Below are 25,313 nucleotides of genomic sequence, written 5' to 3' on the forward strand. Positions count from 1 at the left end.
CCCTACTGGAGACAGCCCCTACTGGAGAGAGAACGCCATGCCCGCTCCCCTCACACCGGAGGGCTTCCGCACCGACCTCGCGGAGTTCCTGTACCTGCGGCCCGACGAGGTCGACCTCGAAGAGAACCCCGTCTACGCCGGCCTCGACTCCCTGCGCATCGTCACGCTCATCGAACGGTGGCGGGAGAGCGGCGTCGACGTGACCTTCATCGAACTCGCCGAGTGCACCTCGTTCGCCCAGTGGTGGCAGCTGCTCTCGGCACGGCAAGGAACAGCACCTCAAGGGACGGCCGGGCAGGGAACAGGGGGAGCGGAACATGCCGACGCGTGAACACCATGCGCTGCTGGCCGCCCAGGAAGGCATCTGGACCGGCCAGCAGCTGGACACGGACAGCCCGGCGTACAACACGGCCGAGTACGTGCACATCCACGGCCCCGTCGACCCGGCGGTCTTCGACGACGCCCTGCAGCACGTGGTCGCGGAGACCGAGGCACTGAACGTCGCCTTCGCCGTCGACGACGAAGGACACCCCCGGCAGGTGGAGGCCCGGGCCGGGGACTGGCGGCTGCACACAGCCGACCTCACCTCCGAACCCGATCCGCACGCGGCGGCCCTGGCCTGGATGGACGAGGACATGGCCCGCCCCGTCGATCTCACCACCGATCCCGTCTTCGGCCATGCCCTGCTGCGGATCGCATCGGAGGAGTACCTCTGGTACCACCGGGTCCATCACATCGCGCTCGACGGGTTCGGGCTCTCGCTGGTCGCCCGCCGGGTCGCCGAGGTGTACACATCCCTGATGGCCGGCGAGCCGGTGGAGGACAGCGGCTTCGGCAGCCTCGCGTCGGTCAGGGAGGAGGAGCGCGACTACCGGGCATCCCCCCGCTTCGGGAAGGACCGCGCCTACTGGGCGGAGCGGTACGCCGACCGGCCGCCCGTCGCGTCACCGGCCGGCCGTGCCGCCCTGCCCGCCCGCACCTTCCGCCGCCGGGTCGTCGACCTGGACGCCTCCCGGACGGAGCAACTGCGTGCCGTGGCCAGCGACCTCAAGGTCACCTGGTCCGAGGTGCTGCTGGCCGTGACGGCGGCCCAGTTGCACCGTGTCACCGGTGCCCCGGAGATCGTTCTCAGCCTCCCGGCGATGGGACGCCTCGGCTCCGTCTCGCTCCGGGTCCCGTGCATGGTCCGCAACATCCTGCCCCTGCGCGTCCCCGTCACCGAGGGGGACAGTCTCCGTGAACTCGCGCCCCGGATCTCCCGCGAACTGCGCGCCGGACTGCCCCACCAGCGTTATCGCTACGAGCAACTGCGGCGCGACCTCAAACTCGTCGGCGGACAGCGCCGGTTGTCCGGCCCCGGCGTCAACATCATGCCGTTCGAGTACGACCTGCGCTTCGCCGGCCACCGCAGCACGGTCCACAACGTCTCCGCCGGCCCGGTCGACGACCTCTCCGTCAACGTCTACGACCGCTCCGAGGGAGCGGGGCTGCGCATCGCCGTGGACGCCAACCCGGACCTCTACACCGAGGCGGACGTCACCGCCTTCAAGGAGGGCCTGCTCTCCCTGCTCGCGGAGGCCGTCGCCGAGCCCGACCGTGTGCTCGGCCGACTGCCCGCTCACAGGAAGCCCGCCGTACCCGCCCCCGTCACGCCCCCCGAACCCGCCCCCGTCACGCCCCCCGAACCCGCCACCGTCACCGTGCTGGACGGAGGGCCGCTGCCGGGCGTCGCCGTGCTGGACGGAGGGTCGCTGCCGGGCCCGGCGCGTCCGGTCCTGGGGCCGATCGCCGACCATGCCGCCCGGCGCGGCGGAGCTGTCGCCGTCGAACAGGACGGTCGCCGCGTGACGTACGCGGAGCTGTTCGGGTCGGCCCGTGCGATCGCCCGCCGACTGGCTGCCCGCGGCGTCGGCCGGGGCGACCTGGTGGCTGTCGCCCTGCCGCGCGGTATCGAGGCCGTCACCGCCTTCCTCGGCATCCTGCTCTCCGGTGCCGCCTACGGTCCGCTCGACCTGACAGCACCTCGGGAACGGACGGCGGAACTCCTGGACGACGCCCGACCGGTTTTGATTCTCACCACCCGGGCTCGCGCTGGCGCCTTCGGGGACCGAGCCGTACTCCTGCTGGACGAGCCGGGCGCCGATCCCACCCCGGAGCACCGCCCCGCGCGGCTGACAGCGCCCTTGCCGGAAGACCTCGCCTATGTGCTCCATACCTCCGGATCGACCGGCCGCCCCAAGGGTGTGGAGGTCGGCCACCGCGCCCTCGCCCACTTCGTGGCCGGTGCGGCACATCGTTACGGCCCCCAACAGGAAGACCGTGTCCTGCAGTTCGCCCCGCCGCACTTCGACACCAGCGTCGAGGAGATCTTCCTGACCCTGTGCGCGGGCGCCACCCTCGTCGTGCGCCCCGAGGACGTGACCGACTCGGTTCCCGCGTTCCTGGACGCTTGCGCCCGGCTGCGCATCACCTTCCTCGACCTGCCCACGGCCTACTGGCACGAACTCGCGTACGCCGTCTCGACCGGCACCGCCGCGCTGCCCGCCGAGGTACGCACCGTCGTCATCGGTGGCGAGGCGGCGCTCCCCGAGCGGGTCGACCGCTGGCGCAAGGCCGTCGGCACCTCGGTGCGACTGCTCAACACCTACGGTCCGACCGAGGCCACCGTCGTCGCCACGGTCGCCGATCTCCACGACCCCGTACTCGCCGCGGGAGACGTCCCCATCGGGCTGCCCCTCCCGGGCACCCGCGCGGCGGTCGTCGACGGCGAACTGCATCTCCTGGGCGACAACCTGGCCGACGGCTACCGGGGAGACCACGCGGACGCCGTCCGCTTCGCCGCGCTCGACGCCCTGCCCGGCGGACCGCGTGCGTACCGGACCGGCGACCTGGTACGGGTCGGTGACGACGGGCAGTTGCGTTACGTCGGCCGGTCCGACACCGAGTTCAAGATCAGCGGACATCGGGTGCACCCCGCCGAGGTGGAGAGCGTCCTCGTCGCCCACCCGGCGGTCCGCGATGCCGCCGTCGTGGGACAAGTGCTGGACGACGGGACGCGCCGCCTGGCCGCCTACGTCGTCCCGGACGGTCCCGCCGAGGCCACCGCTCTGGCACGGGACCTCCGGGACCACCTGCGGGCGACGCTGCCCGCCGCGATGATCCCGTCGGCCGTCGAATTCCTGGACCGGCTCCCCAGGACGAGCTCGGGGAAGACCGACAGGAACGCCCTGCCCGCCCCCGACGAGGGGAAGACCGACAGGAACGCCCTGCCCGCCCCCGACGAGGGGAAGACCGACAGGAACGCCCTGCCCGCCCCCGACGAGTGGTGCGACGCGGAGGCCGACGACACCCTGGAGCGAACCATCGCCGACGTCTGGCAGCACATGCTCGGGGCGACGACCGTTTCCGTACGGGACGACGTGTTCGAGCTGGGTGCCCAGTCCCTCCAGGCCATCCAGGTGGCCAACCGCCTCGGCGTCGAACTGCGCCGGGAGGTGAAGGTCGCCTGGCTCTTCCAGCACCCGACGCCGGCCGGACTCGCCCGTTACCTGGACCGACGGGCACAACCGGCCACCCTGCACCCTCCGGAGACCCCGTCCGTCCCCGAGGCTCCGCGGGCCCTGAAGGCACCGCTCACCCCTGAGGCGCTGCTCGCCGACACCGTCCTCGACCCCGCCATCCGGCCCGGCGACCTGCCCGGCCCGGCCGTCGCACCGGACAGGGTCCTGCTCACCGGCGCCACCGGCTTCGTCGGCGCACACCTGCTGGCCGAACTGCTCACGAGCACCGAGGCGGAGATTGTCTGTCTGGTCCGTGCCCAGGGTCCCGCCGAGGCCACCGACCGAGTCCACCAGGCCCTGGCGAACCACCGGCTGCACGTCCCGGAGCCGGTGGGCAAACGTGTCACGGCCGTCCCCGCCGACCTGACCCGCCCCCGACTGGGCCTGAACGAGGAGACGTTCACCGAACTCGCCCGTACCTGCGGGGCGATCTTCCACAATGGGGCGACCGTCAGCATCATGCGCGAGTACGCCACCCTCCGCGCCGCCAACACCGAGTCCACCCGGGACCTGCTGCGCATGGCCGCCGTACGGTCGGTCCCCCTGCACTTCGTGTCGACCCTCTCCGTCGCCCCACCCCTCGCCCTCAGCCCCGAGGTGCCGGAGGCGTTCCTCCCACCCCACCCCGGACTGCGGTACGGCTACCAGCAGTCGAAGTGGGCGTCCGAGCGGCTGCTGGAACAGGCCGCCGAGCGGGGTCTGCCGGTCACCGTGCACCGGCTCGGCCGGATCGTCGGCCCGGCCGCGACCGGATACGTCAACGAACGGGACTTCCTCTGGAGCGTGCTCCGGGCCGGGGTGCCCGCCGGCATCGTCCCCGAACTCTTCGAGGAGGAGACCTGGACCCCGGTCGACCATGCCGCCCGAGCTGTCGTCCACCTCGGGCTCGGCCGGCAGCCGTCCGACGCGACCGTCTTCAACCACGCGGCCACCTCACCGGTGCGGCTGAGCGACGTCTACGACTGGCTGGAGGAGTACGGCTATCGGCTGCGCCGCGTGCCGCTGGCCCGGTGGCGAGCCGACCTTCCCGCCACGTCCGGCGTCGCGGCCACCACGCTCGCCTTCTTCGACGCCTGGGCCGACGAGGTGGCCGTACAGCACCCGAACACCACCAAGCCGCCCGCGACGCCCGATGCCCCCGGCCCCGATCTGCGGCTGGGGCGTGTCCGAGCCGACAACGTCGTGAACGGCCTGCGCGACAGCGGGCTCGGCTACCCACCGGTGGACCGGGACCTCATGTTCCGCTATCTGGACCACTGCGTCGAAGCAGGCCATCTCCCGTCCCCCGCAAAGTAGTTGGCCTTTGCCGGGAACTCGCGGGTCCCTCCGTACGACTACTGCAACTGAACCCGTCACCCACGAGCACCGCGCACGCGCACAGCCGCCCGCAGCCGCTCGCAGCAAGGAGTCCCGCATGTCGAAGATACGGCCGGTCGCCGTCGCCCTGGCCGGCGCCCTCTGTCTCGTCACGACGGCCTGCGCGGGCTCGACCGAGAAGACCGGAGCGAGCAGCGACAAGGAGTCCGCCGGGGACGCGAAGTCGGGCTACCCGGTGACCCTCGACAATTGCGGGGTCTCCGAGAAGTTCACCAAGGCCCCCAGCCGGGTGGTCGTGATGAACGGCGCCTCGGTCGCCGAGGTCTCCACCCTGCTCGCCCTCGGCGTCGAGGACACCGTCGTCGCCAACCAGCAGACCTACGGGATGTCCGAGGTGGAGGGCAGGGCGGCGGCCATCAAGAAACTGCCCACCGGGGACATCAAGCTCAACGACGCCTACGACATCCCACGCGAGGCGATGATCGGACTGCGCCCCGACCTGGTGCTGTCCACCACCTCGTACGGCTTCGACGAGAAGAACGGCTTCGCCACCCGCGAGCAACTGAAGGACGTGGCCGCCAACACCTATGTCTCCCCGCAGGGCTGCGACCAGGACACCTCGAAGATGACCATCGCGGACAGCTACACGCTGCTGCGCGACATGGGCAGGATCTTCGGCAAGAGCGACGAGGCCGAAAAGCTGATCGCCGCGTCGGAGAAGAGCATCGCCGACATCACGGCCAAGGTGAAGGGCGAGAAGCAGCCGAAGGTCATGGTCCTGTTCTCCAACATGGCCATGGGCGGCAACGACTTCAGCTCGGTCGTCGCCAAGGGCATCTACAACGACATCCTCGCCAAGGCCGGCGGCACCAACGCCTTCGAGAACGACTCGAAGACCTCCTTCGCCGATCTGAGCAAGGAGAAGGTGGCCGCCACCGACGTCGACGCCCTCGTCGTCATCGGCTACAACGACCCGAACCCGGCGGCCTACGCCAAGAAACTGCTGAAGGAGTTCCCCCAGTGGCCGGCCGCGAAGAACAACACGTACGTGGCGCTGTCGGACTCGATGTACCTCGGCCCGAGCAACGACCTCGCGGTGGAGAAGATCGCCGAGATGCTGCACCCCGACAAGGTCTGAACGGTCTGAGGCTGTCTCTCGCCGTCGGTGCCCTGTCCGTCGTGCTCGTCGCCGTCATGGTGGTGGCGGTCAGCATCGGCGCGGTGAACATCCCGGTGGGCGACGTGTGGCGCGTACTGCTGCACCACATCACCGGGCAGGGCGCCACCGGCGATCCCGCGCTGGACCAGATCGTGTGGACGTTCCGGGCACCCCGCGTGGCCCTCGCCGCCCTGGTCGGCGCGGGGCTGGCCGTCACCGGAGCGGTCCTCCAGACGCTGGTCGCCAACCCGCTCGCCGACCCCGTCGTCCTGGGCTTCTCCTACGGCGCCTCCCTGGGCGCCGTCCTGGTCATCACCCTCGGCGGGGCCACCCTCGCGGGCCTCGGCGGGCTCGGGGTGTCGGGCGCGGCCTTCGTCGGCGCACTGACGGCCGGACTCCTCGCCTTCGCCCTGGGACAGCGCGGGGGCCGACTGGCCCCCACCCGGCTGGTCCTGGCCGGGGTCATCGTCGGCTACGTCTTCCTCTCCCTCACCAGCTTCGTCCAACTGCTGGCGACGCCCACCGAACTGAGGACCGTGATGTTCTGGATGCTCGGCAGCGTCGCCGGCGCCCAGTGGGACCAACTCCCCGTCGTCACCGTCGTGGTGGTGACGAGCACGGTCGTCCTGACCTTGTTCGGGCGGCGGCTCAACGCCCTGCTGGCCGGGGACGAGTCCGCCACCGCGCTCGGCGTGGACGTCAACCGGCTGCGGGCGATCCTGCTGATCATCAGCGCGCTGCTCACCGGCACCGTCATCGCCGTCGCCGGCGGCATCGGCTTCGTCGGCCTGATGATCCCTCACCTGGTCCGCCTCACCGTCGGCGCCGACCACCGCAGACTGCTGCCCCTGACGGCGCTGCTCGGCGCCGTCTACCTGGTCCTCGTGGACCTGCTCTCCCGCACCCTCAACCGCCCCAACGAACTGCCGCTGGGCATCCTCACCGTCCTGCTCGGCGCTCCCTTCTTCCTGTGGCTGCTGCGCCGCAACAAGGGCATGGACACCGTATGAAACTGACTGTCGACCAGCTCTGCGTCACGCTGGACCGCCAACCGATCCTCCGCGAGGTGAACCTGGAAGCGGCCAAGGGCGACATCGTCGGGCTCGTGGGCCCCAACGGCAGCGGCAAGTCCACCCTGCTCCGCACGGTCTACCGCTCCCTGCGTCCGACGGAAGGAGTGGTCAGGGTGGGCGGCGACGACGTCTGGCAGCTGTCCACGCGCACCGCCGCCCGCCGCACCGCGGCCGTCCTCCAGGACTCAGGCACCACCGCCGGCCTGACGGTCACAGAGATCGTCGCCCTCGGCCGCACACCTCACCACGGCCTCATGGGCCGGGACGGTACCGAGGACCGCGAGGCCGTGGCGGAGGCGGTGGCCTGCTGCGGCGTCGGCCCTTTCGCGGACCGCGACTACGCCACGCTCTCCGGCGGTGAACGCCAGCGCGTCCTCCTTGCCCGCGCTCTCGCCCAGCGTCCGCAGCTCCTCGTCCTGGACGAACTCACCAACCACCTGGACATTCGAGCCCGCTTCGAGCTCCTGGACCTGATCCGCAGCACCGGGGTCACCACCCTGGCAGTCCTGCACGACCTCGACCTCGCCGCCCGCCTCTGCGACCACCTGGTGGTGCTCCACGAGGGCAACGTGGTGGCTGCGGGACCCGTCCTGGAGGTCCTGACCCCGGGGCTCCTCTGCGCGGTCTTCGGCGTACGGGGCCATACGGAGCGGCACGTCGACGGTGTCGTCCGCATCACCTACGCGGCCCGGCCGCTCGCCACCAAGGCCGATCCCGAGACTGGTCCTGAGAACGTGGACACCGGGATCCGTGACGCCGAGATCGAGCGGGGCACTGAGCCGGCCGGCCGTTGATATGCCGTCACCAGCCCGGCCAGCCGACCCCTACCCCACTCAGGTCTCGGCTGTCTCCGGGGCCTCGTACTGGATACTGTGCCGAGTCAGCTCGCTGGCCTCGGCCGAGTCGAGCCGGTCGACCAGATGCAGCGCCATGTCGATCCCGGCCGACACACCGGCGGAGGTGACGATGTCACCCGTCGTCGTCGTAACGCACGCCTGTGCGAACTTCGATCGAGCCGTCGATCTTCGCCAGCTTGTCGAGGTAGTTCCGGTGTGTGGTGGCAGGGCGGCCTGACAGGAGCCCTGCCGCGCCGAGAACTAGTGAGCCGGTGCACACACTTGCCAGGACGGTCCCTCGCCGGTGCAGTTCCCGTAGCCAGGTCAGTTGCGGTTCGTCCTTCGCCAGGGAACGGGTGCCGCTGCCACCGGGGTGGACTAGAAGGTCGAGTGAGGGAGCCGTATCCGGGCCATGCATGAAATGACGCTCGTTCTGATGGAGTGTCAGACGTATTCCGTTCGCTGGGCAGGGGCACTGGGGCGCCCTACGGTTATGCGGCACGCCGAAAGCTGTCGGTGTGTCTGATGTGTGCAGATGCTCCTTTCGGAGCGCTCCAGGTTTGTACTGCCTTATGTAGCAGATCCTCCCCGCACACTCCCCAGCGGCGCGGAGACTCCGCAGCTTCTTCCCAGGACATGCCGGCGTCACCAGCGGCAAGGAGACGAAACACGTTCCTAGTGCTGTGACCGCGTTGGTTCGCCGGGTTGGTCAGGCCGCTGTGGTGAGGGGGCGTCCGCCCCAGCGGATGCCTTTCTCGCTGCGGATGCGGGCGCGTTCCTTGCGTTCGGCGGCCAGGACGTCGCGGTGGCGGGCGTTGGCGTTGCGCCACCGCAGGTAGGCGTGCAGGGCCCGCGTCTGCACGGTGTGGTTGGGGTAGTTCGAGCTGGCGACGGTGAACTGCCGCAGCGGTCCGAAGTGGGCCTCGATCGGGTTCGCCCACGAGCCGTAGGCCGACGTGAAGCACAACTCGACCTTGTACTTCCGCGCCCAGCGGCGGATCGAATGCAGTGCGGCCAGCGTGTTCCCGGCGCCTTCCCTGCGGCGGTTCACGCCCCGCAGGGTGTCGTCGCCGAGCGAGTAGCAGCCGTGGAAGTACCGGGCTCCGTGGATGCGGTGGTAGGTGGCCGGGTGCCGCTCGGGGTGGCCGGAGGCGGCCCGGCCCGAGCCCATCGTGGGCCGGATCCCGAGCGGGCCGAACTCGTCGAAGGCGAACACGCGGTCCGGGAAGCGGTGAAGGACCTCCTCGATCCGGTCCAGCTTCGCCTCCCGTTCCGGGTCGGGGGATTCCTTCCAGGTCTTTGTGCGCTGGAAGGTGACGCCGCGGCGGGCGAGCAGGCTGCGTAACGCCTCGCGGCCTATTCGGATGACGCGGCCGTGGACTTGGCGCAGGTAGGCGGCGAGTTTGCGGATGGACCAGCGGGTGAAGGGCTGGCCGAGTTCGGTGGGGCGGGTGGTGGCCGTCTTGATGACGAAGTCTTCGTCGTCAGGCTTGAGCAGGCGGGGACGGCCTCCCGCCCACTGAGGGTCCAGGCAGGCCAGCCGATCTCGTTGAACCGGTGGATCACGTCACGGACGGTGTCCTCGTCGGCCTGGACCAGCTGGGCGATCACCGGGACCCGGTTGCCGCCGGCCGAGGCCAGCAGCATCATCGCCCGCCGGTAACGCACGGTGCTGGTGCTGCCCCGGCGCACGATCTGCTGCAGCTTCTGCCCCTCCTGGTCGGTCAGTCTGCGCACACGGACAGGCTCGGCCACCACACCCCCAGCGATCGGAACGGACGTCACCGCACATCCAACCGTCCCGATCATCGCCGCGCCGAACGTTCCATGTCAGAGGACTACATGTCGCGCTGGGCCTCGATTTCGGCGGCCAGAGCAGCCATGTCGCGCACGTGCGTGTAGTACCTGGTCGCGTACTCGTCGTCGATCGCCGGAAGGACCCGCTCGAACACGGTCATCAGCCGCGCCAGGCCCGCGCGGCGCTGTTCGTTGAGCGGACCTTTGACGACGCCGAGGGCATAGCCATAGGTGTCCGCGTCGAGCATCACCATGTCCTGGTTCTCGATGTCGAGGCCGCGAAAGCCGGGTGGGAACGGCATGGCCATGTGCTCGGCCATCCTCTGCGTGAGGGCGCGGACCTTCTCTTCGGGCATGCGGAGATTTTGCCAGGAACTCACCGGCGTCCAGGTTCAGTTCGTGGTCCCCGACCCGGCGAACCTATGCGGTCAGAGCACTAGGGCCTGTTGTGAAAGTGCTGGTCGCAGCCACTCCTTGTTGGCTGCGACCAGCACGGTCGCTTCGTAGCGGACGGCGAGTTGTCGTACCGGGTGGCAACGGCCCGGTGGTGCTTGAGCCAGTTGATCCCGCACTCGACCGCATGCCGCTGCTTGTAGTCGTCCTTGTCGAACTCGGGCGGCCCCCCGACATGCGATCCCAGTTTGAGGCGGTTGCGGACCCGGCCCGCCGGAACCGGGATGGTGGCCTTGATCCCGCGTCTGCGCAGGTAGGAGCGATTGCCGCGGGAGTCGTACGCCGTGTCGGCCCGCATCCGGTCCGGGCGCTTGCGCGGCCTGCCCAGCCCCAGCCTCGGAACCCGGACGGCCTCCAAAACCGGCTCGAACTGCGGGGAGTCGCCCCGCTGCCCAGCCGTGATCACGACCGACAAGGGCTTTTGCCCCCTGCAGGTCCCTCTTTTCGCCGCTCCGGCGGCGTGCAGGGTGGCCCGGCAGACGGTGGAGTCGACGTTCACATCCCAGGTGATCAGGCCCTTCGCGTCCGCCTCGGCCTGGAGCCGGGTGAGGATCCTTGCCCAGGTGCCGTCCCGCTGCCAGCGCCGGAACAGGTCATAGACCCGGTCCCACGGCCCGTAACGTTCGGGCACGCCCCGCCAGGGAGCACCGGTCCGGGTCCGCCACCGTATGCCGTCCATCACCTGCCGCCGCGTCCACACCCGCGGCCGACCCGACCTGATGCCCCGCGGCAACAACGGCTCCAGCCGGGCCCACTGGCCGTTCGTCAGATCCCCACGTCCCACAGGACATGATCATCATCGAACAAGATCCACTTTCGCAACAGACCCTGGCCGCCTCGCAGATCCCGCCCGCCCAGGGCGTGGACCAGGCGGTCCACCACGCACGGTTCGACCCTGCTACCCGCCGTCGGCTCCTGGACCTCGATGCGCCGCAGGTCGCCTCCCTCACCCACGCCCTGTTCCTGGAACACACCGCCACCGGCACCGCACCGGCCAACCGCTTCGCGCGCGCACCTACGGACTCGTCTACCATCCCGCCACCGGCATCCGGCCCACCCCCTTCGACGTCGCCGACCGCCTGAACAGCACCACCAGATCCCCCGCCAGCCCGCCCGCCGACAGACTCGCCGCCCCGTAGAAGGGGACCGCCGCACCTCGCCGGGCGCGGCAAGAAGATGCCCGGCATCGCGGCACGTCTCAGCCGGCGAGGAGTTCGGCGACCTCCCGGCGGATGTAGGGCAGGTCCGTGTAGAGCGTGCCTGGGCATTCGGTGCTCGCCCAGTCGCGGTGCCCGCCGATGGCCGGCACGGTGCGCACCACATTGCTGACGGGATTGCGGTAGACCACGTCGGCCAGCGGGTCCACCCCGTGACGGCCCGCGAGTTCGGCCAGCAGTCGGGCCAACGAGACGCGTGCTTCCGGGGTTGCGGACTGTGCGGTGAAGGTGCCCAGTAGGGCGATGCCGACGTTCCCGGAGTTGTACTCCCCGATGTGGGCGGCGGTGACCAGGCGGCCCGCCGCGTCGTGCGCGGGCGTTCCGTCGGTGCCCGACCAGCGTCCCTCGTACACCTGACCGGCCGCGTCGATCAGGTAGTGGTAACCGAGGTCGCCGTACTCCGCGGCGTCGGCGCGGTAGATCGCGCGCACCCGGGCGGCCGCCGCCAGGCTGTCGCCGCCGTCCGCGGTGTGGTGGACCGTCAGGGTCTGGACCGGGTAATAGGCGGGGGGCCAGCGCTCGGTGCCGGTGGCGGTGTGGCGCAGGGCTTCGTCGGCTCCCCACTGGGCGCGGGTGAGCAGCGGGTAGGTGGCGGCCGAGGCCGGGAGGGCTGTCGTGCCCAGTACGGCCGCGGCGCCCAGCGCGCCAAGGAACGTCCGGCGCGGCAGCGGGGAGTGGGATGCGGGGCGTCTGGTGCCCCGTAGGTCTTGGCGGCCCGGGAGGTCCATGGGGTGTGTCTCCCTGTGCGTTCTCGTAGGGGAAAGGCGGTCGTGTGTCGCCGTACGGGCCGCTGCCCGTCCTCCCTGAGGGGAGGACGGGCAGCGGTGCGCGTGTGTGCGGTCGCAGGCGAGACCAGGTCAGCAGCGGTGGGTGCCGGCGAAGTTCCAGAACGCGGACTTGGTGGCGGGTCCGGCGATCCCGTCGACGGTGAGGCTGGCGCCGTGCAGGTTGAGGTACTGCTGCAGACCCTTGATCGTGTTGGGGCCGACGATCCCGTCGATGGAGTCGCTGTAGTAGCCCAGGGTTTTGAACAAGTTCTGCGCCGCCTTCCAGCTGTTGGTACCCAGCTGGCCGTCGATGGTCCCCGGGCCGGGGAAACCAAAGGTGATCGCCCGGTCGCGCAGCAGGCACTGCCAGCTCTTGGCGTGGGCGGTGTCCAGCCCCAGGTTGTTCACGGCGAGCACGCCGATGGCCTCCGCGCTCGCCGCCGGCGCCGCCGCGGGCACCGAGGACGAGGCGGGGGCCGCGAAGCTGGTGCCCGCGCCGGCCAGGCCGCCGGCGGTGAGCGCGGCGACGGTCGCGGCGGTGACACACGCCCGCTTCATGATCTTCGATCGCATCCGGAAAATCCTCTTCGTCTCGTAGACCGCCCAGTGCTGCACCGGGATTCGAGACGACCTTGCCAGCCTCCTGTGCTCCTTTACAGACTTTTACGCGCCAGCGCAAAAGACGAGGCAGACGAGAGGAATCCAATGCTCCGCATCCATTTCACGGATGCCGATTTAGCACGTGTTCAAGTCGCGTCCAGACCCGATCCACTCTGGGAGACCTACTTCAGTGGCTCGGACGTTCTTCAGCGGCCCCACGATGACCAGCCGAAGCGGTCCCACTTCGTGAAGATCAGAGAGGGCTTGAGTTGGTCCCGTCCAAGAGCCATGCCTGATCAGCGTGGGATCCGGGTGGGGCCGACGAACAACGTCACGGCCAACTTCAGCCTGCACCGGCTCCAGGGCCGACGGAACCTGCGGCCCTACGAGCAGTGGCACCGCACCACACGCCAGGCCCTGCGCGAGAAGGGACTGACCGCAGCCGTCCGTGAGGTACTGCTGCCGCTCTACCCTCGCGGCAGCTACATCCCCGACTTCCTCACCCCCGGCGCGGCGGCCGAGGGCCTGAAAATCGCAATGCTGGCCAGAGTGAGAAGCGTTCCCTCCTGGACCCGGCGATTAGCCGATACGGAAACCCGCGGTCAGCCTGTTGTGAAAGTGCTGGTCACCGTTCAAACGCGCGATCGGCCAAACGGGGCAAGTACCCGAGCCGATGGGCCATGATTGGTGCTGGAGTCGATCAGCTGCGGAGGGATGCGGTTGAGCAAGACAGTGCCGGTGATCTCCGGTGACGCGATGTTCTGGGCTTATGACGTGGCGCTCGGGGTTCTTTTCATCGAAGCCGCGCGAGTTGGGGCGGAGACGCCGGCGGACCTGCGGCATTCGTGGTGGCCGGAGTTGGAACAGGATTTGCGGACTCATGCGTTGGTGGGCAGTAGTTTCGCCGTCCTGCTGGACGACTTCAGCGTTGAACAGCGACATGTACTCCTGAAGTGCGTTGTGGAGGCGGCTCACCGGATCGAGGCCCCGCGGCGGCGTGAGCCGAGACGAAGTCTCGACCTGGCCCGATCCGGAGGAGAGTGCGACCAGTTACCTGCGCGGTGCGGAACACAGCAACGCCGCTCCGCTTGGCGAGCTGACGGAGGCTCTGGTCGATCTGGCTGCTGGCACGCTCCCTCCCGCTCCGGCTGAGCATCATTGGTACTACGGAACTCCGAAGGGTCGGATCGTGCAAGGCGGATAGGGCATGCTGCGAAAGTGCTGGTCATAGCCACTCGTTGATGGCCGCGACCAGCACCGTCGCGTGATAGCGGACAGCAAGCTTGTCGTACCTCGTGGCGACCGCGCGGTGGCGCTTGAGCCGGTTGATCCCACATTCGACCGCGTGCCGCTGCTTGTAGTCGTCCTTGTCGAACCTGGGCGGGCGGCCGCCTCGGGAGCCGAGCTTCTGGCGGTTGCGGATCTGGTCCGCCTTCTCCGGGACAGTGCACTTCACGCCGCGTCGGCGCAGGTAGGCGCGGTTCGCATGGGAGCCGTACGCCTTGTCTGCGCGGACCCCGTCCGGCTTTCTGCGAGGTCGGCCCGGTCCGGTTCGAGGCACCCGGATGCCGTCGAGGACCGGCTGGAACTGGGGACTGTCGTGCCGCTGGCCAGCGGTCACCAGCAGGGACAGCGGCTTCTGCCCCTGCTCGACCGCCAGTGCACCTTGGAGGTCAGCCCGCCGCGCGAGCGCCCGAGGCCGTGGTCTTCGGGCTCGGTGTCGACGCCACCGGGAGGCTCCTTTTGGAGGCCCCTTTTTTTACGCGCTCCGGCGGCGTGCTGATGAGCGCGGGCAATGGTGGAGTCCACACTGACATCCCACGTGATCAGGCTCCCTTTCCGCGGATACCCTGTCTCAGGACACCGCGCAGTCGGAGCGCCGCGACGGGCGCGCAGCAGGGGCGGGCAGCATGTGACGGCTCAGGTCGTGACGGTGCGGCAGGAAGAGCGCGAGTACTGGAGCCGGTGACAACTGGCGTGCTTTCCGCGCTGCTGGTGACAACTGTCGTGCCTCAGCACACCTGTTCGTGAGCTGAAGCGCGATAGGTGTCACAAAGGCGGGCTTGTTGTCACCGAGGTTGGCGGCCATTCTTCCTCTACGGAGAGTCCTGACCGCTGAGCCCGGAGTCGTGTCCCCCGGCGGGCCGATGTGGTCGGCGTTCCGGAAGCCGTGTGATCGCGGCGCTCACTGCCAATCCGAGCGTGACACCGACAGCGGAGCCAACGCTCTGTGCCCAGGCATCGTCGAGGGGGCCGGGCAGGACGGCTTCTGTGAGTCGGCTGGCAGCCGACAGGACTGTCAGCGCGGCCAGTATGGCCGTCCAGCGGTACCGCACCCCGTCGATGATGTCGCCATAAAAGATGAGCAGCAGTGCCATGCCGAACTCGGCGTTCCAGCCGATCGCGGTGAGCCCGGCCCCGAAGGCAAGCGCGAACAGCCACAACCCCACCAGTTGCCGTGCGAACGTGGGCGGCTGCCGTCTTGCACCACGCGGAGGCCAGAAGAACCGTGTGATGTGCTGGACGATCGCGTACTTCTGCATGATTCGCGTCCCGATCCCCAGGGGTAGCCGACTTCTACCGGCGCTCAGGAGTAGGACGCACAGGAGCAGGACGCGGTTGTGGTGAAGTGTCGTCTCGGGGAGCCAGAGGCTGTCGATCTCCGCTTCTGGTGACAGAAGGGCTGCCGAATCCGGCCGCGGGCCGCAGGCTCAGGGCTGAGCGGGGACGATCCGTACGTCGCAGACGCCGCTCGACGATTGGCTCCAGCCGAGCGCCGCCGAGGCGCTCAAGGAGGGGTACTTCCCGGACGGCGGCCGCTCCAGCTCCCCTGGACGAGGCCCGCTTCACCGGCGTGAGGCACCTGGAGTTCGAGCTGTTGGACTGCCATGACGGGCGGGCCCGGACCACATGGTCCGGGCCCGCCCGTGTTTTCCGTGATCACCGGATCGGAGTCAGTGCATGTATACGTCCTGACCCGGTGGCTTGTCAGTCGCGGCGCGGCTTACGGATGCCCTGCCACATGTAGCCGATGACCGGGACCCACGAGAACACCGCGACGAACGGGGTCAGCAGGACTGCAACCCAGACCGGACCCTCGATGTAGAGGCCCAGGAGCACCCCCGTCGGGATGAAGAGCCAGAACTCCAGCAGAAGTCCCCACCCGGGCCCGCGGTAGTAGCCGTTCGCCGGGATGAGCCGGGTGAACGCCATCGGGTGCTTCAGCTCCCACGCGGTACGCGCAGCACCGCCGAGGGCCAAGGACAGTGAGAACCACAGGCCGTGGAACCAGTTGGCGACTGGGGAGCGCTCCTGGTCGCGCAGGACGTCCCACAGGGCACCCCGCATCTCGTCGTGCATCGCACGCCAGGCCTGGTTGGAGACGGTGAGCCAGCTGATCAGGAGCACGAGGTAGGGGATCTGCATGGTCACCCAGCGGGCGGCCGGCCGCAGACGGCGCAGCAGCGCAAGGGTCGCCTCGTACACGACAGCGGCGACGGCGGCCGCGATCAGGGCGGTGCGCCAACCCACGAGGTCCTCGCCGAGGAACATGGCACTGCCTTCGGCAGAGGCGAGCACGAGGTCGATGGCGGCGCCCATGCTAGACACCCCCCATTGCGGTTCCCGGCTTGCGTCCCCAGACACGGCCCGGCCCGGTGGGCGCGGGAGTGACCTGGGAGGAGAACTCGGCCAGCGCGATGCGGGCTGCTCCGAGCTGGTCCGGGTCGATGGTGTAGAGACGACGTGCGGGACGGCCGAGTTCGGAGGGCGAAGCCTCCTCGGTCTCGACGGTCAGCAATCCGGCGCCCGTTAGGCGTGCCAGGACCGGATACAGCGTTCCGCTGGAGATGCGGAGCCGCTTCAGCAGTTCGGCGCCGTGATGCTGCGCCTCCGGCTCGTCAACGAACACCCGCAGCACACGGGCGACGTTGGCAGTCATCCGAATGTTCATGACGCCAGCGTAGGACCCTCCAGCGAAAACCGACATAGCCCCCGAGCTGCGAGTTCCTTATCGTGACAACCAGGCTGCCTCGACCGTCCCCATTCGCCGGCGCAGCCGGTCCCGCTGGTGACAACTAGCGTGCCTCGGCACAGTATCGGCGGGTCGCCGACAGCGCTCTGGCGGCGGCCCGCTCCGAATCCGCACCACGAATACGAGGCCGACGATGACCACGCCCTGGCGCGCCGCCCGGCGAAGGGGATGGACGGCGGCGCCGTCGCGGCGGCCCTCGAGGAAGCGCGGTTCGACGTCCGGCAGGCTTCCCGGCACGAGGACCTGGCCGACGACGTCCGCGGCCCGGCGGAACTCGCGGAGTGGGAGCGCATCGAGCGGCTGCTCGCCGACGCGGCCCCGGACACCGTCTACGACCCGGACACCGACGACGTCGTCCAGGCGGAGCTCGCCGCCGACGCCGCGGCCGCCGCCGCCGACGAAGCCGAGCTGCGCGAAGCTGCCCGGGTCGCGGCCCGCGCCGATGAGCTCCAGTACGGTTGTCGGAAGACCTCAACGACCACATGGTCGAAGTAACCCTGGACCGGGACGCCCGACTGCTCTTCGATGCCCGCCGGGAATCGGAGAACACGGTCGAGCTCCAGTTCCGCGGAACGAACGCCCCCGAGTCCCACCCTCATGACCCCAGGTGATCCCGATCGGGATTGACGGCGGATGCGAGATGGACCCGTCGGGATCACTGCCAGAGTCATGCCGTGCGGCGAAGCACGCCGGTTCGCCCGTCCAGCGCGGCGGAGAATTTTTCATGCTGTTGGTGCAAATGTCATGACTGAAGCTGCTGACGCGTGCCTTGGCCGCCTGGGGAGGGGCCGTCGGAGGCGATGCGGTGGTCAGGTCTCGGCCGGACGCCGTGCGTGGGGGGAGTTTCATGGCTGACGAGCATGTGGTCTCTGCCGCGGCACGGAAGATCGCGGACCTGGTCCGTGGTCTCCCGTCCGGAATCCCGGAGCGGGACCTCGTGGCGGAGGCGACTCGGCAGTTCAGCAGGCTGCCGGAGCAACGGTTGGTCAAACTGGTCGCCGAGGCGGTCGACGGAGGACTGCTGATCGTCTCGGACGGTCGTCTCATGTCACCCGCCGCAGTGGAACGACAGGATCGTGACGAGCCGGCGGCAGGGGACACCCAGCCGATCGATCGCGCGTCGCCATCCGGGAGGGCAGTGCTGCGGGCGGTGGTGATCGATGTCGAGAGCGTGGTGCACACCACCGCGAAGGCCCCCTACGTGGAGCGTCACGTATACGAAGCGGCAGCCGTCAGGCTGGGCGCCGACGCGGAATGGGTTGCCGCAGCGCCTCGCTGGCGGCAGTACCTCAGATTCCACGGGGACAGCGGCAAGTTGCGTAGCGGCGCCGTACGGAACGCCGTGCTGGAGCGCGGGGTCCCCGCCCCGCAGGCCTGGACCGAGCTGAGTGCCTTCTTGGAGGACGCCGACGTCGTCGTCGCCTACAACGGCACGGGACTGGACTTTCCCGTCGTCACCGAGGCGGCGAAGGAGTTATGCGTCAGCGATCCCCTCCACGCCGTACGCACCGTCGACGTTCTCTACCTCGCCCATGCTCTGTGGCCCACCGCCCCGTCCCATCGCCTCCAGGACCTGGCGCGGGAGATCGGTGTAACCAAGAACGACCTGCGTGCCCATACCGCGGACGGTGACGCGGTCCTGCTCGTCCGGGTTCTGGAACAGGCCGCCGCAGAGTTCGCCGGCCGACGCCATGAGTTACGCGAGCTCGTGGCCGACGTCTGCCCGGACTCCGACGCGTGGCGGCTGCTGCGGGAACTCGCCGACGGGGCGAGCGCCGCTGAACGAGAGCCGGTCCCGTGGGAACAGACACAAGTCGCCCGTCTGCTGGGAGATGGCTCTGTCGGTGAGTCGCGCCTCTGGTCCAACTTCTGTGAGCCGTGACTGTGAGTGATCGCTTAGTTGTCGAAGAGGGCTTCCTCTTGTGGAGGGACCGGAGGGTCAAGGACGTCGCGAAGGCGGGTGATGTCGTGGCGCCACTTCGAGCCGTTCGCAGCGTCGTCCCAAAGTTCGGCGAGTTCAGACCGCTCGGAGGCCACTTGGTTCAGAGCGTCGACGGCGAGCGGTCGAAGGTCTGCGGGCAACTCTGGCAGAGGCTCTGACGGACCGTAGCTCGAGCATGTCGGTTCGCCATCGGGGTACTGAGCAGCGACCAGGGCGGCCGCGGCGACTGCTCGCTCACCGTCGGAGGTATCCAGGAAGTCCGCAGGGTCAGCGGCGCGTTTGAGCGCGCTGCGGATCATGGCTTCGCGTTCCTCCAGTGCTGCCTCGTCCAGGTCACCTCCGAAGTCGGCGGCTGTGTCGTTATCGAAGGGGCCGATGTCCCAGGTGCCCATTTCTCTCCTTGCTTGGCCGTCGAGAGATCGTCGCATTGGCCGCCGACAGGGCGGTCAGGGGGCAAGCAGTACCCGCTTGCGCAGGAGCCTGAAGCCAGCGCGACCGTACATCTGCCGCTTGAGCATCTTGATCCTGTTGACGTGGCCTTCGACGACCCCTGAGCTCCATGGCAGGGTCAGGCCAGCGGTGACCGCGTCGAGGTCGCGTTCGAGGTGCTGGGCGAATCGGCTGAGGCTTGGCAGGTCGGGGGTGGCTCGGGCGGATGCGATCCACTCCGACAGCAGGTCGCCTTGCAGCTCGGTGACCATGTGGGCGAATGAGCGCACGTAATCGACAAGTGCGGTCAGTTCAGGGCAGTTGGCCAGGACGGCCTTGAGCTGAATCCGGTCGCCTTCGGGCAGCGCGTCGGGGTGGGTGAGGATCCAGCGGGTGACGGCGCGGGCCGACGGCGGGCGAGGGCCGATGGGGTGGGGTTTGCCGCGAAGGTTCCTGCTGACGTAGGCGCGGACGCCGGCGTAACCGCAGGGATAGCCCTGTTCCTTGATCTCCTCCCATAGTTTCCAGGCGTTGGTGCAGCCTTCCTGCCAGCGCTGATCGAGGTAGGGCTTGAAGTCATCGAGTCTGGTCGCACGGTTTTGCCACTGGCCGGTGAACATCTCCTCCGGGGTGGTGGCGCGGGAGAAGCGCAGGATCGTGTTGAGCGTCATCCGGAGCTGCCGGGCGACGGACCGCTTGCTGTGACCGGCGGCGAGGAGCGCGTGGATGGTGGCGTGCTTGGCGCGGGTACGCTCGGCGAACCGGTGCCCCGTCGGCCAGGGCGACGAAACAGCCGACTCCGCCTCCTCCCGGGGTTCCTCCGGCTGTTCCGGCGCGGGGCGCAAGCACCCGCGGTGCCGGTAGACGCACTTCTCGGCGGCTTCGCCCAGGTTGTGCCAGAGATGCCACCGGTCGGCAATTTGGAGGGCCTGCGGGGCGCCGCGGGTGGCACCGTCGGCGAAGAAGGGTGCGCGATCACGGCAGACGATCTCGATGCCGGGTCGTTCGGCGAGCCAGGCCGCGAGCGTGTCCGCTTCCTGGTCGGGCAGGAGGTCGATCGGACGACGTGTTTCGACGTCGACGAGCACAGTTCCGTAGATCCGTCCTTTGCGCTGGGCGTATTCGTCCACGCCGACCACGCGGGGTGTGGCAGTGGGCGGATCCGGGAGCGAGGCGATCAGCCTCAGCAGGGTGTTCCGGCTGACCGGTGCCCCGAACATGTCCGTCATGCGAGCCCCGGCTCGGCCCGCGAGCGCGAGGCCGACCGAGATGAGCGTCGATCGCAGCCGTTCCGTCCGTCGGCCGAACCGCCGGGTCAGTCCCGGCACCTGCTCGGCGAAAGTCTTGCGCGGACAGGAGGCTTCCGCACAGACGAACCGGCGCACCCGCAATGCCACCACGACGGACTTGCCCGCAGTTGGCAGATCATGGGGAAACCGCAGATAGGAGCCGTGTATTCGCACTGAGGGGCACTCGCAGCCCGGACAGGTCGCCTGCCGGGCAGTGCTCATGGCCTCGACCCGGAGGAGCGTGTCGGTCACCTCGACCGACTCCACCAACACGTTCTCCAGCGAGGAGAACAGCAACTCGTCGAGTTGCCGCCGTACTTCGTTCACGGCGCAGCACTGTCGGCCACACCGCGCACCGGCCGGGCGATTTTCGGGCTATCTCAGCCAGCCTCACGAGAAGATCGACAGTCACGCTGCGTACGTGACCACACGAAGTGGACCAGAGCCGGTTCTTCTTCGCAGGCGGGACAGCCGGGCTGGGATGTGGGCGCTGACCAGTCGGCAGGAGATCCATCCCGACGACTTCGAGCGCACTGGTGATCTCCTCGGCTGGCTCGCTGCCAGGGCCGGTGATTCTCACCGGGGTGCAGACGGCAGCATCGTCCTGGGATGGACCCGGTTTTGTGAAGTGCGTCAGCCCGAGCCGCTGGTGGTGCGGGACGGTGCAGTGATCTGGCCGTCCTGAACGGGCGGTGTGCGGGCATCGTGTTCGTGGTGGGCTGTGGAGGGTCTTCGGGTGGCTACCGCGACCTGCCGGGGGCGTAGTGGGCGGCCGGGCCGGGGACTTGATGCCGCGGTGTCCGTGTGGCGGCTGTGGTCAGTTGAGGCTTCCCTGCATGCCGCTGTACAGGTCGGTGGCCTCGCAGAAGGCGAGACCGAGGTGTTCTGCCAGGCCCATGGCCTCGTCGATCTTCTGTGCGTCGAGTGCGTCGCACTGCAACTCGTGGCGATGACTCCTCAGATGCGTGCGCGTGCCGGCGACGTCGGCCGCGGGCACCAGGCCTCCGATCGTGTAGTTGTTCGTGATGGTGGCGGGCGGATGCGGCCACGTGAGCCCGGGGAACTCCTCGCGCAGCACACCGGTCAGCGCCGTTGGTGCGGTGAAGCCTTCCGCGAAGATGCCGGCGTCCGCGCACAGGCGGGTGGGCCAGGTGTAGCCCCTGGACATCCATCCCGGCAGCAGGGCGGCGGCGAACTCCATCACGCAGTAGGGCACCTCGCGCGTCAGGAGCAGGGCGGCGTCGAAGTCCCTGCCGTCGGCTGGCCGGCGGATGTGAGTGCGGCCGGCCCGCAGAGCGAGCGCGGCACCGCGCAGCATCTGCAGCGGTGTGGTCAGCTCCCGGACGATCGCCTCGTCGCTGGGCAGGATCCCGTCCGCGTCGGGCTTGATCCGGCCGGGCAGCGCAGGGTCGAGCCGGTGCAGCATTTGCGCCGCCAGGGCATCCACGTCCGCGGATGTCGCGGCGAGGTAGCGCTGGACGTCCTCCGCGACGTGCTCGGGCTGTTCTCCGACGATGAAGAAGGGCCGCCCCCACACGTGCAGCTGCGCCTCGAACGGGACCTCGTCGTGGTCGAGGGCGTAGTCCTGAACCCTCAGTGCCCAGGCTTTGGCGCGAAAGCGGACCTTGCGGATCTCGACTGCCCGGGCGACCAGATCGTCGATACCGTCGTCCGCGCCCCAGCCGGCGAGGAACGGAAGAAGCCGGCCCTCGATCAGCGGCAGGTCAACGGGGTGAAAGCTTGTGTCGAAACCCATGCACGGAACTCTAGAGGGGCCCTCGCGGCGCTGAACTCACGTCGGGAGAGGCGGACGTCTCCCGGTGCTGGCACGTGTTGGCAGCGGGATTCGGCACCTTCAAGCACCGACCTGGCCCGTCGCTTCCCCCGTGGTGACGGACCAGGCTCTCGTCGGATACCCGGCGGAGCGTGCATGTACGGGGGGTACTTGGGCTGGTCGTTGGTGGTAGGGAGTAGATCGGCTGCTGGAACGGATCGCCGTGGGGCGCGTGGAACTGGCCGAACCGAAGGACTGCTGGTGCGGCCACCGCCGCCAGGACGCGGTGTACTGCTCCGGCCGCTGCCGGTCGAGAGCGTGGCGCCGTCGAGCGAGGCGGCGAGCGTGACGCCCAGCCGTCACAGAATCGAGTCGCACTGGCCGGTATGACGGCTCGACGTCACGCTCTACCGGCCCCATGGCGACGGAGAGGGCGGACGCGACGTTCCGGGTCGGCTACTGAGCCGCCCGCCCTGCCCGGTGCGACCGGCCGTCTCCTCGCGCCCCGGTTCCCCCGGGGTGCGAGGAGAGGTGCGAACGGGCCTGGCGGGCAAGCGTGTTGATGCCCCAGGGATCCTACCCCGTGCGCGCACCTGCGATGCTGTGCGGATGAACAAGGTGTGGCAAGGACACGTCATCGAGGGTACGCGTTTCGTGGTCCCGGCGTCCGGTGTGACGCCGAGGCACGTGCTGTGCGCGGTCGGCGTGGGCCTGGATCCCGACGTCCTCAGCCGCGTGGTCGAGGAGGCCGGCGGCGGGGACTTCGAACTCGACGAGCTGCAGCGGGAGCCGGACCCCCGGATGCGTGAGGCGTTCGACGTGGCGGTGGCCTCCCGCCGGGCCACCGGCGACGACGCGTTCGGCGAGAACGACTGGGCCGCGGTGGCTGCGCACGACTCGGTCGCCTACATCCTGTCCCCGCCGGTCTCCCAGGCCACCGGTCTCGACGTGTCCCGCCGGGCGCTGGCCGTCACCGCGGCACTGCTGGCCAACGGGGCCACCGCGGTGAAGAACGAGTCCAGCGGGGTGGCCTGCGGTCGGAAACGGTGGCTGGCCCTGGCGAGCGAGGCGGCGGCCGCCGAGACTGCAGACGACCTGGCCGGCGCCCTCGTCCGGGCGTGGGTCGTGCCGGTGATCCACGACGGGGAGGTCTACTACAGCTGCGGCATGCACCTCCTGGGCGAGGCCGACGTGGAGCTGGCCCCCGGAACCACTGCGGTGCCCGAGCCGGAGCTGCTGCTCGACTGGATCACCACCATGGAGATCGCGTCGTACTACCTGCTGACGGAACAGCCGGAGCACGGAGTCCAGAACGGCGAGGGCTTCCGCATCGCTCAGGACGCCCCGCGCTGGATCATGAACCGTGTGGAGTGCGAACGGTTCGAGGACGACGACTTCTTCCACAACCCGTACGGTTACTGGCGCCTGACGTCGGCCGCCCGCGGCCCACGCAGAGGGGCGAGGCTCAGGAAGCGCAATCCCCGCACGACCCTTGGAAGGCGACGGAAGGCGTGAGAACGGCGAAGGCGTGTAATCTCCGGGCCACGGGCCGAACACCGGGCCCTCCTCCGGCGTCTCAGTAGCGATCGCGGTCCCGCCCACCCGGGCGACCGCACCTGGGCGAAGAACCGGAGGAACGCACGGCCGAGCGAACACCCGCCAGGCCCGGCACAATGGCGGCCCTGGCGGTCGCGGTCCAGCCTCTCGGCGGACTCCAGGGCTCGACGGCCGGCGCTCAGACCGTGGCAGCCGTACCGGCCGCCATGACAACCTGCCACGGCACCGCCCGGAGGGCAGCTTCACCGGACGCGCCGGGGCCGACACCGCGGACGAGACCCCGCTGGAGCGGACCCTCACCCGCCTGGAGAAGCCGGTGACCGGTCGCCACGCCGACGCCTACGCTGGACTGGTCGTCAACGAGGACACGGCGATCGCGTACCTGCCCCGCATCCCTCCGCCGCCTTCGACAAGGCCCCCTGCGAAGCGGCCGAGCGGGGGGTGAACCTTCGCATCCACGACCACGACACTCACCGTCCTGCGCGAGGTCAACCTCGACGGCACCGGCCGCATCGTCATCGGCGTCGACGATCCCGCCACGGCCGAACCGATCCTCCGCGCGCCGCCGCAGGAGTTGCGGCATCGGGTTCCCGACCATCTTCTCCACCGCCCGTACAACGTCCGCAGAGACGGCCTAAAGGCGATGAGGTGTTCGGCGAGAGCGTCGGTTCCACGAACCGCGCCGCGCCCGTCTAGATCCCACACCTCGAAAGCGTCCAGCAGGTCGCGGCCGGAGCCCGGCGCGGCGTCGCGGTGACTGCCGAAGATGTCTTCACCCGGGGCGCAGAGGCGAAGGACAGCTCGGATACGGCACCACGACCTCCCGCTTCGAGGCTGTGAGCATCCTCAACTCCGTTCGGTTGGACGTGCCGACCGCGTGCCGTTCAGTGTGTGGACCGCCGGGAGTCACGTATCCCCCACGCCGTCGCTCTCCTCGCGTTGGTGGCGCTGACGACCGTCGCCGACGCGATCCCCGCTAAGCCCGGAGCGTCACGAGCCCTGAGCGCCGTGTCTCATCGTCGGCCGAGGACGGGGATAGGGCGCTTTGCCTTGCCGGTACGTTGGGCTGCACACACCCGGTACGTGCGGCCGGAAGCACCAGGGCGAATACAGCGGGGGTTTGCGTGAGTCGGTCGCTCCTGCGACGTCGCCGGGCGGCGTCGGGTCTCCCGGCCCCGGCGCGTGCACGCCGGCCGGCATGCCCTGGCCACCCGGCACCTGCTGTTCTGCACGCCGGTGAGCAAGCTGGACGCGTCGGCGGCGATCGCCGCGGGCGCGGACGCCGATGTCCAGCGTGGCAGGGGAATGGGATGGACGAGGTCGTACCGGATATCGACACCGGACGGGCCCTGCTGCGCATGGCTGTACGCCTCCGGGATTCTCTGGATCTCCCTGCTGTTCTTCAAAAGACCGCCTAACCTCGCGCTTTCACGGGGTGGGGTGTCCGAGGCTTGATCAAATAAGCGGAGAGTGCTCCTGACCTGCAACGATGGGACTTGTCTAGGGTCCT

21 protein-coding genes and 2 pseudogenes are annotated in these 25,313 nt (G+C 69.3%); 10 read left to right on the forward strand and 13 right to left on the reverse strand.

Annotation, left to right across the window (positions count from 1 at the left end; all coding sequences use genetic code 11):
- The first annotated feature begins 37 nt into the window (after positions 1 to 37).
- The 5 genes from ACZ7MG_RS42675 (at position 38) to ACZ7MG_RS42695 (ending at position 7,903) form a co-directional block, all read left to right on the forward strand.
- On the forward strand, positions 38 to 331 hold the full coding sequence (locus ACZ7MG_RS42675; RefSeq protein ID WP_471396429.1) for a phosphopantetheine-binding protein: 294 nt from the start codon (positions 38 to 40) through the stop codon (positions 329 to 331).
- Entirely contained in the window at positions 318 to 4,856 is a 4,539-nt protein-coding gene (locus ACZ7MG_RS42680; RefSeq protein WP_471396431.1) for an amino acid adenylation domain-containing protein, read from the forward strand. The genes ACZ7MG_RS42675 and ACZ7MG_RS42680 overlap by 14 nt, the downstream gene beginning before the upstream one ends.
- Positions 4,857 to 4,974: 118 nt before the next feature.
- A complete protein-coding gene (locus tag ACZ7MG_RS42685) occupies positions 4,975 to 6,015 on the forward strand; it encodes an ABC transporter substrate-binding protein (RefSeq protein ID WP_471396433.1) in 1,041 nt (346 codons plus the stop codon).
- A 56-nt stretch (positions 6,016 to 6,071) separates the two neighbouring features.
- Entirely contained in the window at positions 6,072 to 7,046 is a 975-nt protein-coding gene (locus ACZ7MG_RS42690; RefSeq protein ID WP_471396469.1) for a FecCD family ABC transporter permease, read from the forward strand.
- A complete protein-coding gene (locus ACZ7MG_RS42695; RefSeq protein WP_471396434.1) occupies positions 7,043 to 7,903 on the forward strand; it encodes an ABC transporter ATP-binding protein in 861 nt (286 codons plus the stop codon). The genes ACZ7MG_RS42690 and ACZ7MG_RS42695 overlap by 4 nt, the downstream gene beginning before the upstream one ends.
- Positions 7,904 to 8,078: 175 nt before the next feature.
- On the opposite strand, the gene ACZ7MG_RS42700 is transcribed toward ACZ7MG_RS42695, so the two are convergent.
- From ACZ7MG_RS42700 to ACZ7MG_RS42715, 4 genes and pseudogenes are all read right to left on the reverse strand, one after another.
- Positions 8,079 to 8,363 (reverse strand): DJ-1/PfpI family protein, encoded by a 285-nt coding sequence (locus ACZ7MG_RS42700; protein WP_471396437.1) that lies wholly within the window; start codon positions 8,361 to 8,363, stop codon positions 8,079 to 8,081.
- Between the two features lie 291 nt (positions 8,364 to 8,654).
- Positions 8,655 to 9,700: pseudogene (locus tag ACZ7MG_RS42705) on the reverse strand (helix-turn-helix domain-containing protein).
- A gap of 83 nt (positions 9,701 to 9,783) precedes the next feature.
- Positions 9,784 to 10,098, reverse strand: coding sequence for a hypothetical protein (locus ACZ7MG_RS42710; RefSeq protein WP_471396439.1), 315 nt, complete (start codon positions 10,096 to 10,098; stop codon positions 9,784 to 9,786).
- A 72-nt stretch (positions 10,099 to 10,170) separates the two neighbouring features.
- Positions 10,171 to 10,979, reverse strand: a protein-coding gene (locus ACZ7MG_RS42715; protein ID WP_471396441.1) for an IS5 family transposase whose coding sequence is annotated in 2 segments (ribosomal slippage) — positions 10,171 to 10,259 and positions 10,259 to 10,979 — 810 coding nt in all. Because the reading frame shifts where the segments join, the coding sequence is not laid out codon by codon here.
- Between the two features lie 5 nt (positions 10,980 to 10,984).
- On the opposite strand from ACZ7MG_RS42715, the gene ACZ7MG_RS42720 reads away from it, so the two are divergent.
- Positions 10,985 to 11,278, forward strand: coding sequence for a hypothetical protein (locus ACZ7MG_RS42720; protein WP_471396443.1), 294 nt, complete (start codon positions 10,985 to 10,987; stop codon positions 11,276 to 11,278).
- A gap of 115 nt (positions 11,279 to 11,393) precedes the next feature.
- Here ACZ7MG_RS42720 and ACZ7MG_RS42725 read toward each other — a convergent pair whose 3' ends face one another.
- Positions 11,394 to 12,140: a peptidoglycan recognition protein family protein gene (locus ACZ7MG_RS42725; RefSeq protein WP_471396444.1), complete on the reverse strand. Its 747-nt coding sequence runs from the start codon at positions 12,138 to 12,140 to the stop codon at positions 11,394 to 11,396.
- A 129-nt stretch (positions 12,141 to 12,269) separates the two neighbouring features.
- Positions 12,270 to 12,752, reverse strand: a complete 483-nt coding sequence (locus ACZ7MG_RS42730; protein ID WP_471396446.1) for a peptidoglycan-binding domain-containing protein — start codon at positions 12,750 to 12,752, stop codon at positions 12,270 to 12,272.
- A gap of 315 nt (positions 12,753 to 13,067) precedes the next feature.
- On the opposite strand from ACZ7MG_RS42730, the gene ACZ7MG_RS42735 reads away from it, so the two are divergent.
- A complete protein-coding gene (locus tag ACZ7MG_RS42735) occupies positions 13,068 to 13,463 on the forward strand; it encodes a hypothetical protein (RefSeq protein ID WP_471396448.1) in 396 nt (131 codons plus the stop codon).
- A 541-nt stretch (positions 13,464 to 14,004) separates the two neighbouring features.
- On the opposite strand, the pseudogene ACZ7MG_RS42740 reads toward ACZ7MG_RS42735, so the two are convergent.
- The 4 genes and pseudogenes from ACZ7MG_RS42740 to ACZ7MG_RS42755 all read right to left on the reverse strand — a co-directional run.
- Positions 14,005 to 14,606 (reverse strand): annotated as a pseudogene (locus ACZ7MG_RS42740) (IS5 family transposase); the annotation flags it as partial.
- 269 nt (positions 14,607 to 14,875) lie between these two features.
- Positions 14,876 to 15,322 (reverse strand): hypothetical protein, encoded by a 447-nt coding sequence (locus tag ACZ7MG_RS42745; RefSeq protein ID WP_471396449.1) that lies wholly within the window; start codon positions 15,320 to 15,322, stop codon positions 14,876 to 14,878.
- 445 nt (positions 15,323 to 15,767) lie between these two features.
- A complete protein-coding gene (locus ACZ7MG_RS42750; RefSeq protein ID WP_471396452.1) occupies positions 15,768 to 16,379 on the reverse strand; it encodes a hypothetical protein in 612 nt (203 codons plus the stop codon).
- A 1-nt stretch (position 16,380) separates the two neighbouring features.
- The gene (locus ACZ7MG_RS42755) at positions 16,381 to 16,731 is read right to left on the reverse strand and encodes a PadR family transcriptional regulator (protein ID WP_471396455.1); all 351 of its coding nucleotides are present in this window, start codon (positions 16,729 to 16,731) and stop codon (positions 16,381 to 16,383) included.
- A gap of 129 nt (positions 16,732 to 16,860) precedes the next feature.
- On the opposite strand from ACZ7MG_RS42755, the gene ACZ7MG_RS42760 reads away from it, so the two are divergent.
- On the forward strand, positions 16,861 to 17,307 hold the full coding sequence (locus ACZ7MG_RS42760; protein ID WP_471396456.1) for a hypothetical protein: 447 nt from the start codon (positions 16,861 to 16,863) through the stop codon (positions 17,305 to 17,307).
- Positions 17,308 to 17,659: 352 nt separating this feature from the next.
- Positions 17,660 to 18,694 (forward strand): exonuclease domain-containing protein, encoded by a 1,035-nt coding sequence (locus ACZ7MG_RS42765; RefSeq protein WP_471396459.1) that lies wholly within the window; start codon positions 17,660 to 17,662, stop codon positions 18,692 to 18,694.
- Between the two features lie 14 nt (positions 18,695 to 18,708).
- On the opposite strand, the gene ACZ7MG_RS42770 is transcribed toward ACZ7MG_RS42765, so the two are convergent.
- The 3 genes from ACZ7MG_RS42770 to ACZ7MG_RS42780 form a co-directional block, all read right to left on the reverse strand.
- Positions 18,709 to 19,146 carry a DUF4259 domain-containing protein gene (locus tag ACZ7MG_RS42770; protein WP_471396460.1) on the reverse strand — a complete coding sequence of 146 codons (438 nt, stop codon included), beginning with the start codon at positions 19,144 to 19,146 and terminating at the stop codon, positions 18,709 to 18,711.
- A 54-nt stretch (positions 19,147 to 19,200) separates the two neighbouring features.
- On the reverse strand, positions 19,201 to 20,799 hold the full coding sequence (locus tag ACZ7MG_RS42775) for an ISL3 family transposase (RefSeq protein WP_471396462.1): 1,599 nt from the start codon (positions 20,797 to 20,799) through the stop codon (positions 19,201 to 19,203).
- Between the two features lie 490 nt (positions 20,800 to 21,289).
- Positions 21,290 to 22,228 carry a hypothetical protein gene (locus ACZ7MG_RS42780; RefSeq protein WP_471396464.1) on the reverse strand — a complete coding sequence of 313 codons (939 nt, stop codon included), beginning with the start codon at positions 22,226 to 22,228 and terminating at the stop codon, positions 21,290 to 21,292.
- Positions 22,229 to 22,855: 627 nt separating this feature from the next.
- Between ACZ7MG_RS42780 and ACZ7MG_RS42785 the strand changes: the two genes are divergently transcribed.
- Entirely contained in the window at positions 22,856 to 23,761 is a 906-nt protein-coding gene (locus ACZ7MG_RS42785; RefSeq protein WP_471396466.1) for a hypothetical protein, read from the forward strand.
- The last annotated feature ends 1,552 nt before the right edge of the window (positions 23,762 to 25,313 follow it).

Source organism: Streptomyces sp. NPDC107538 (genome assembly GCF_055657445.1).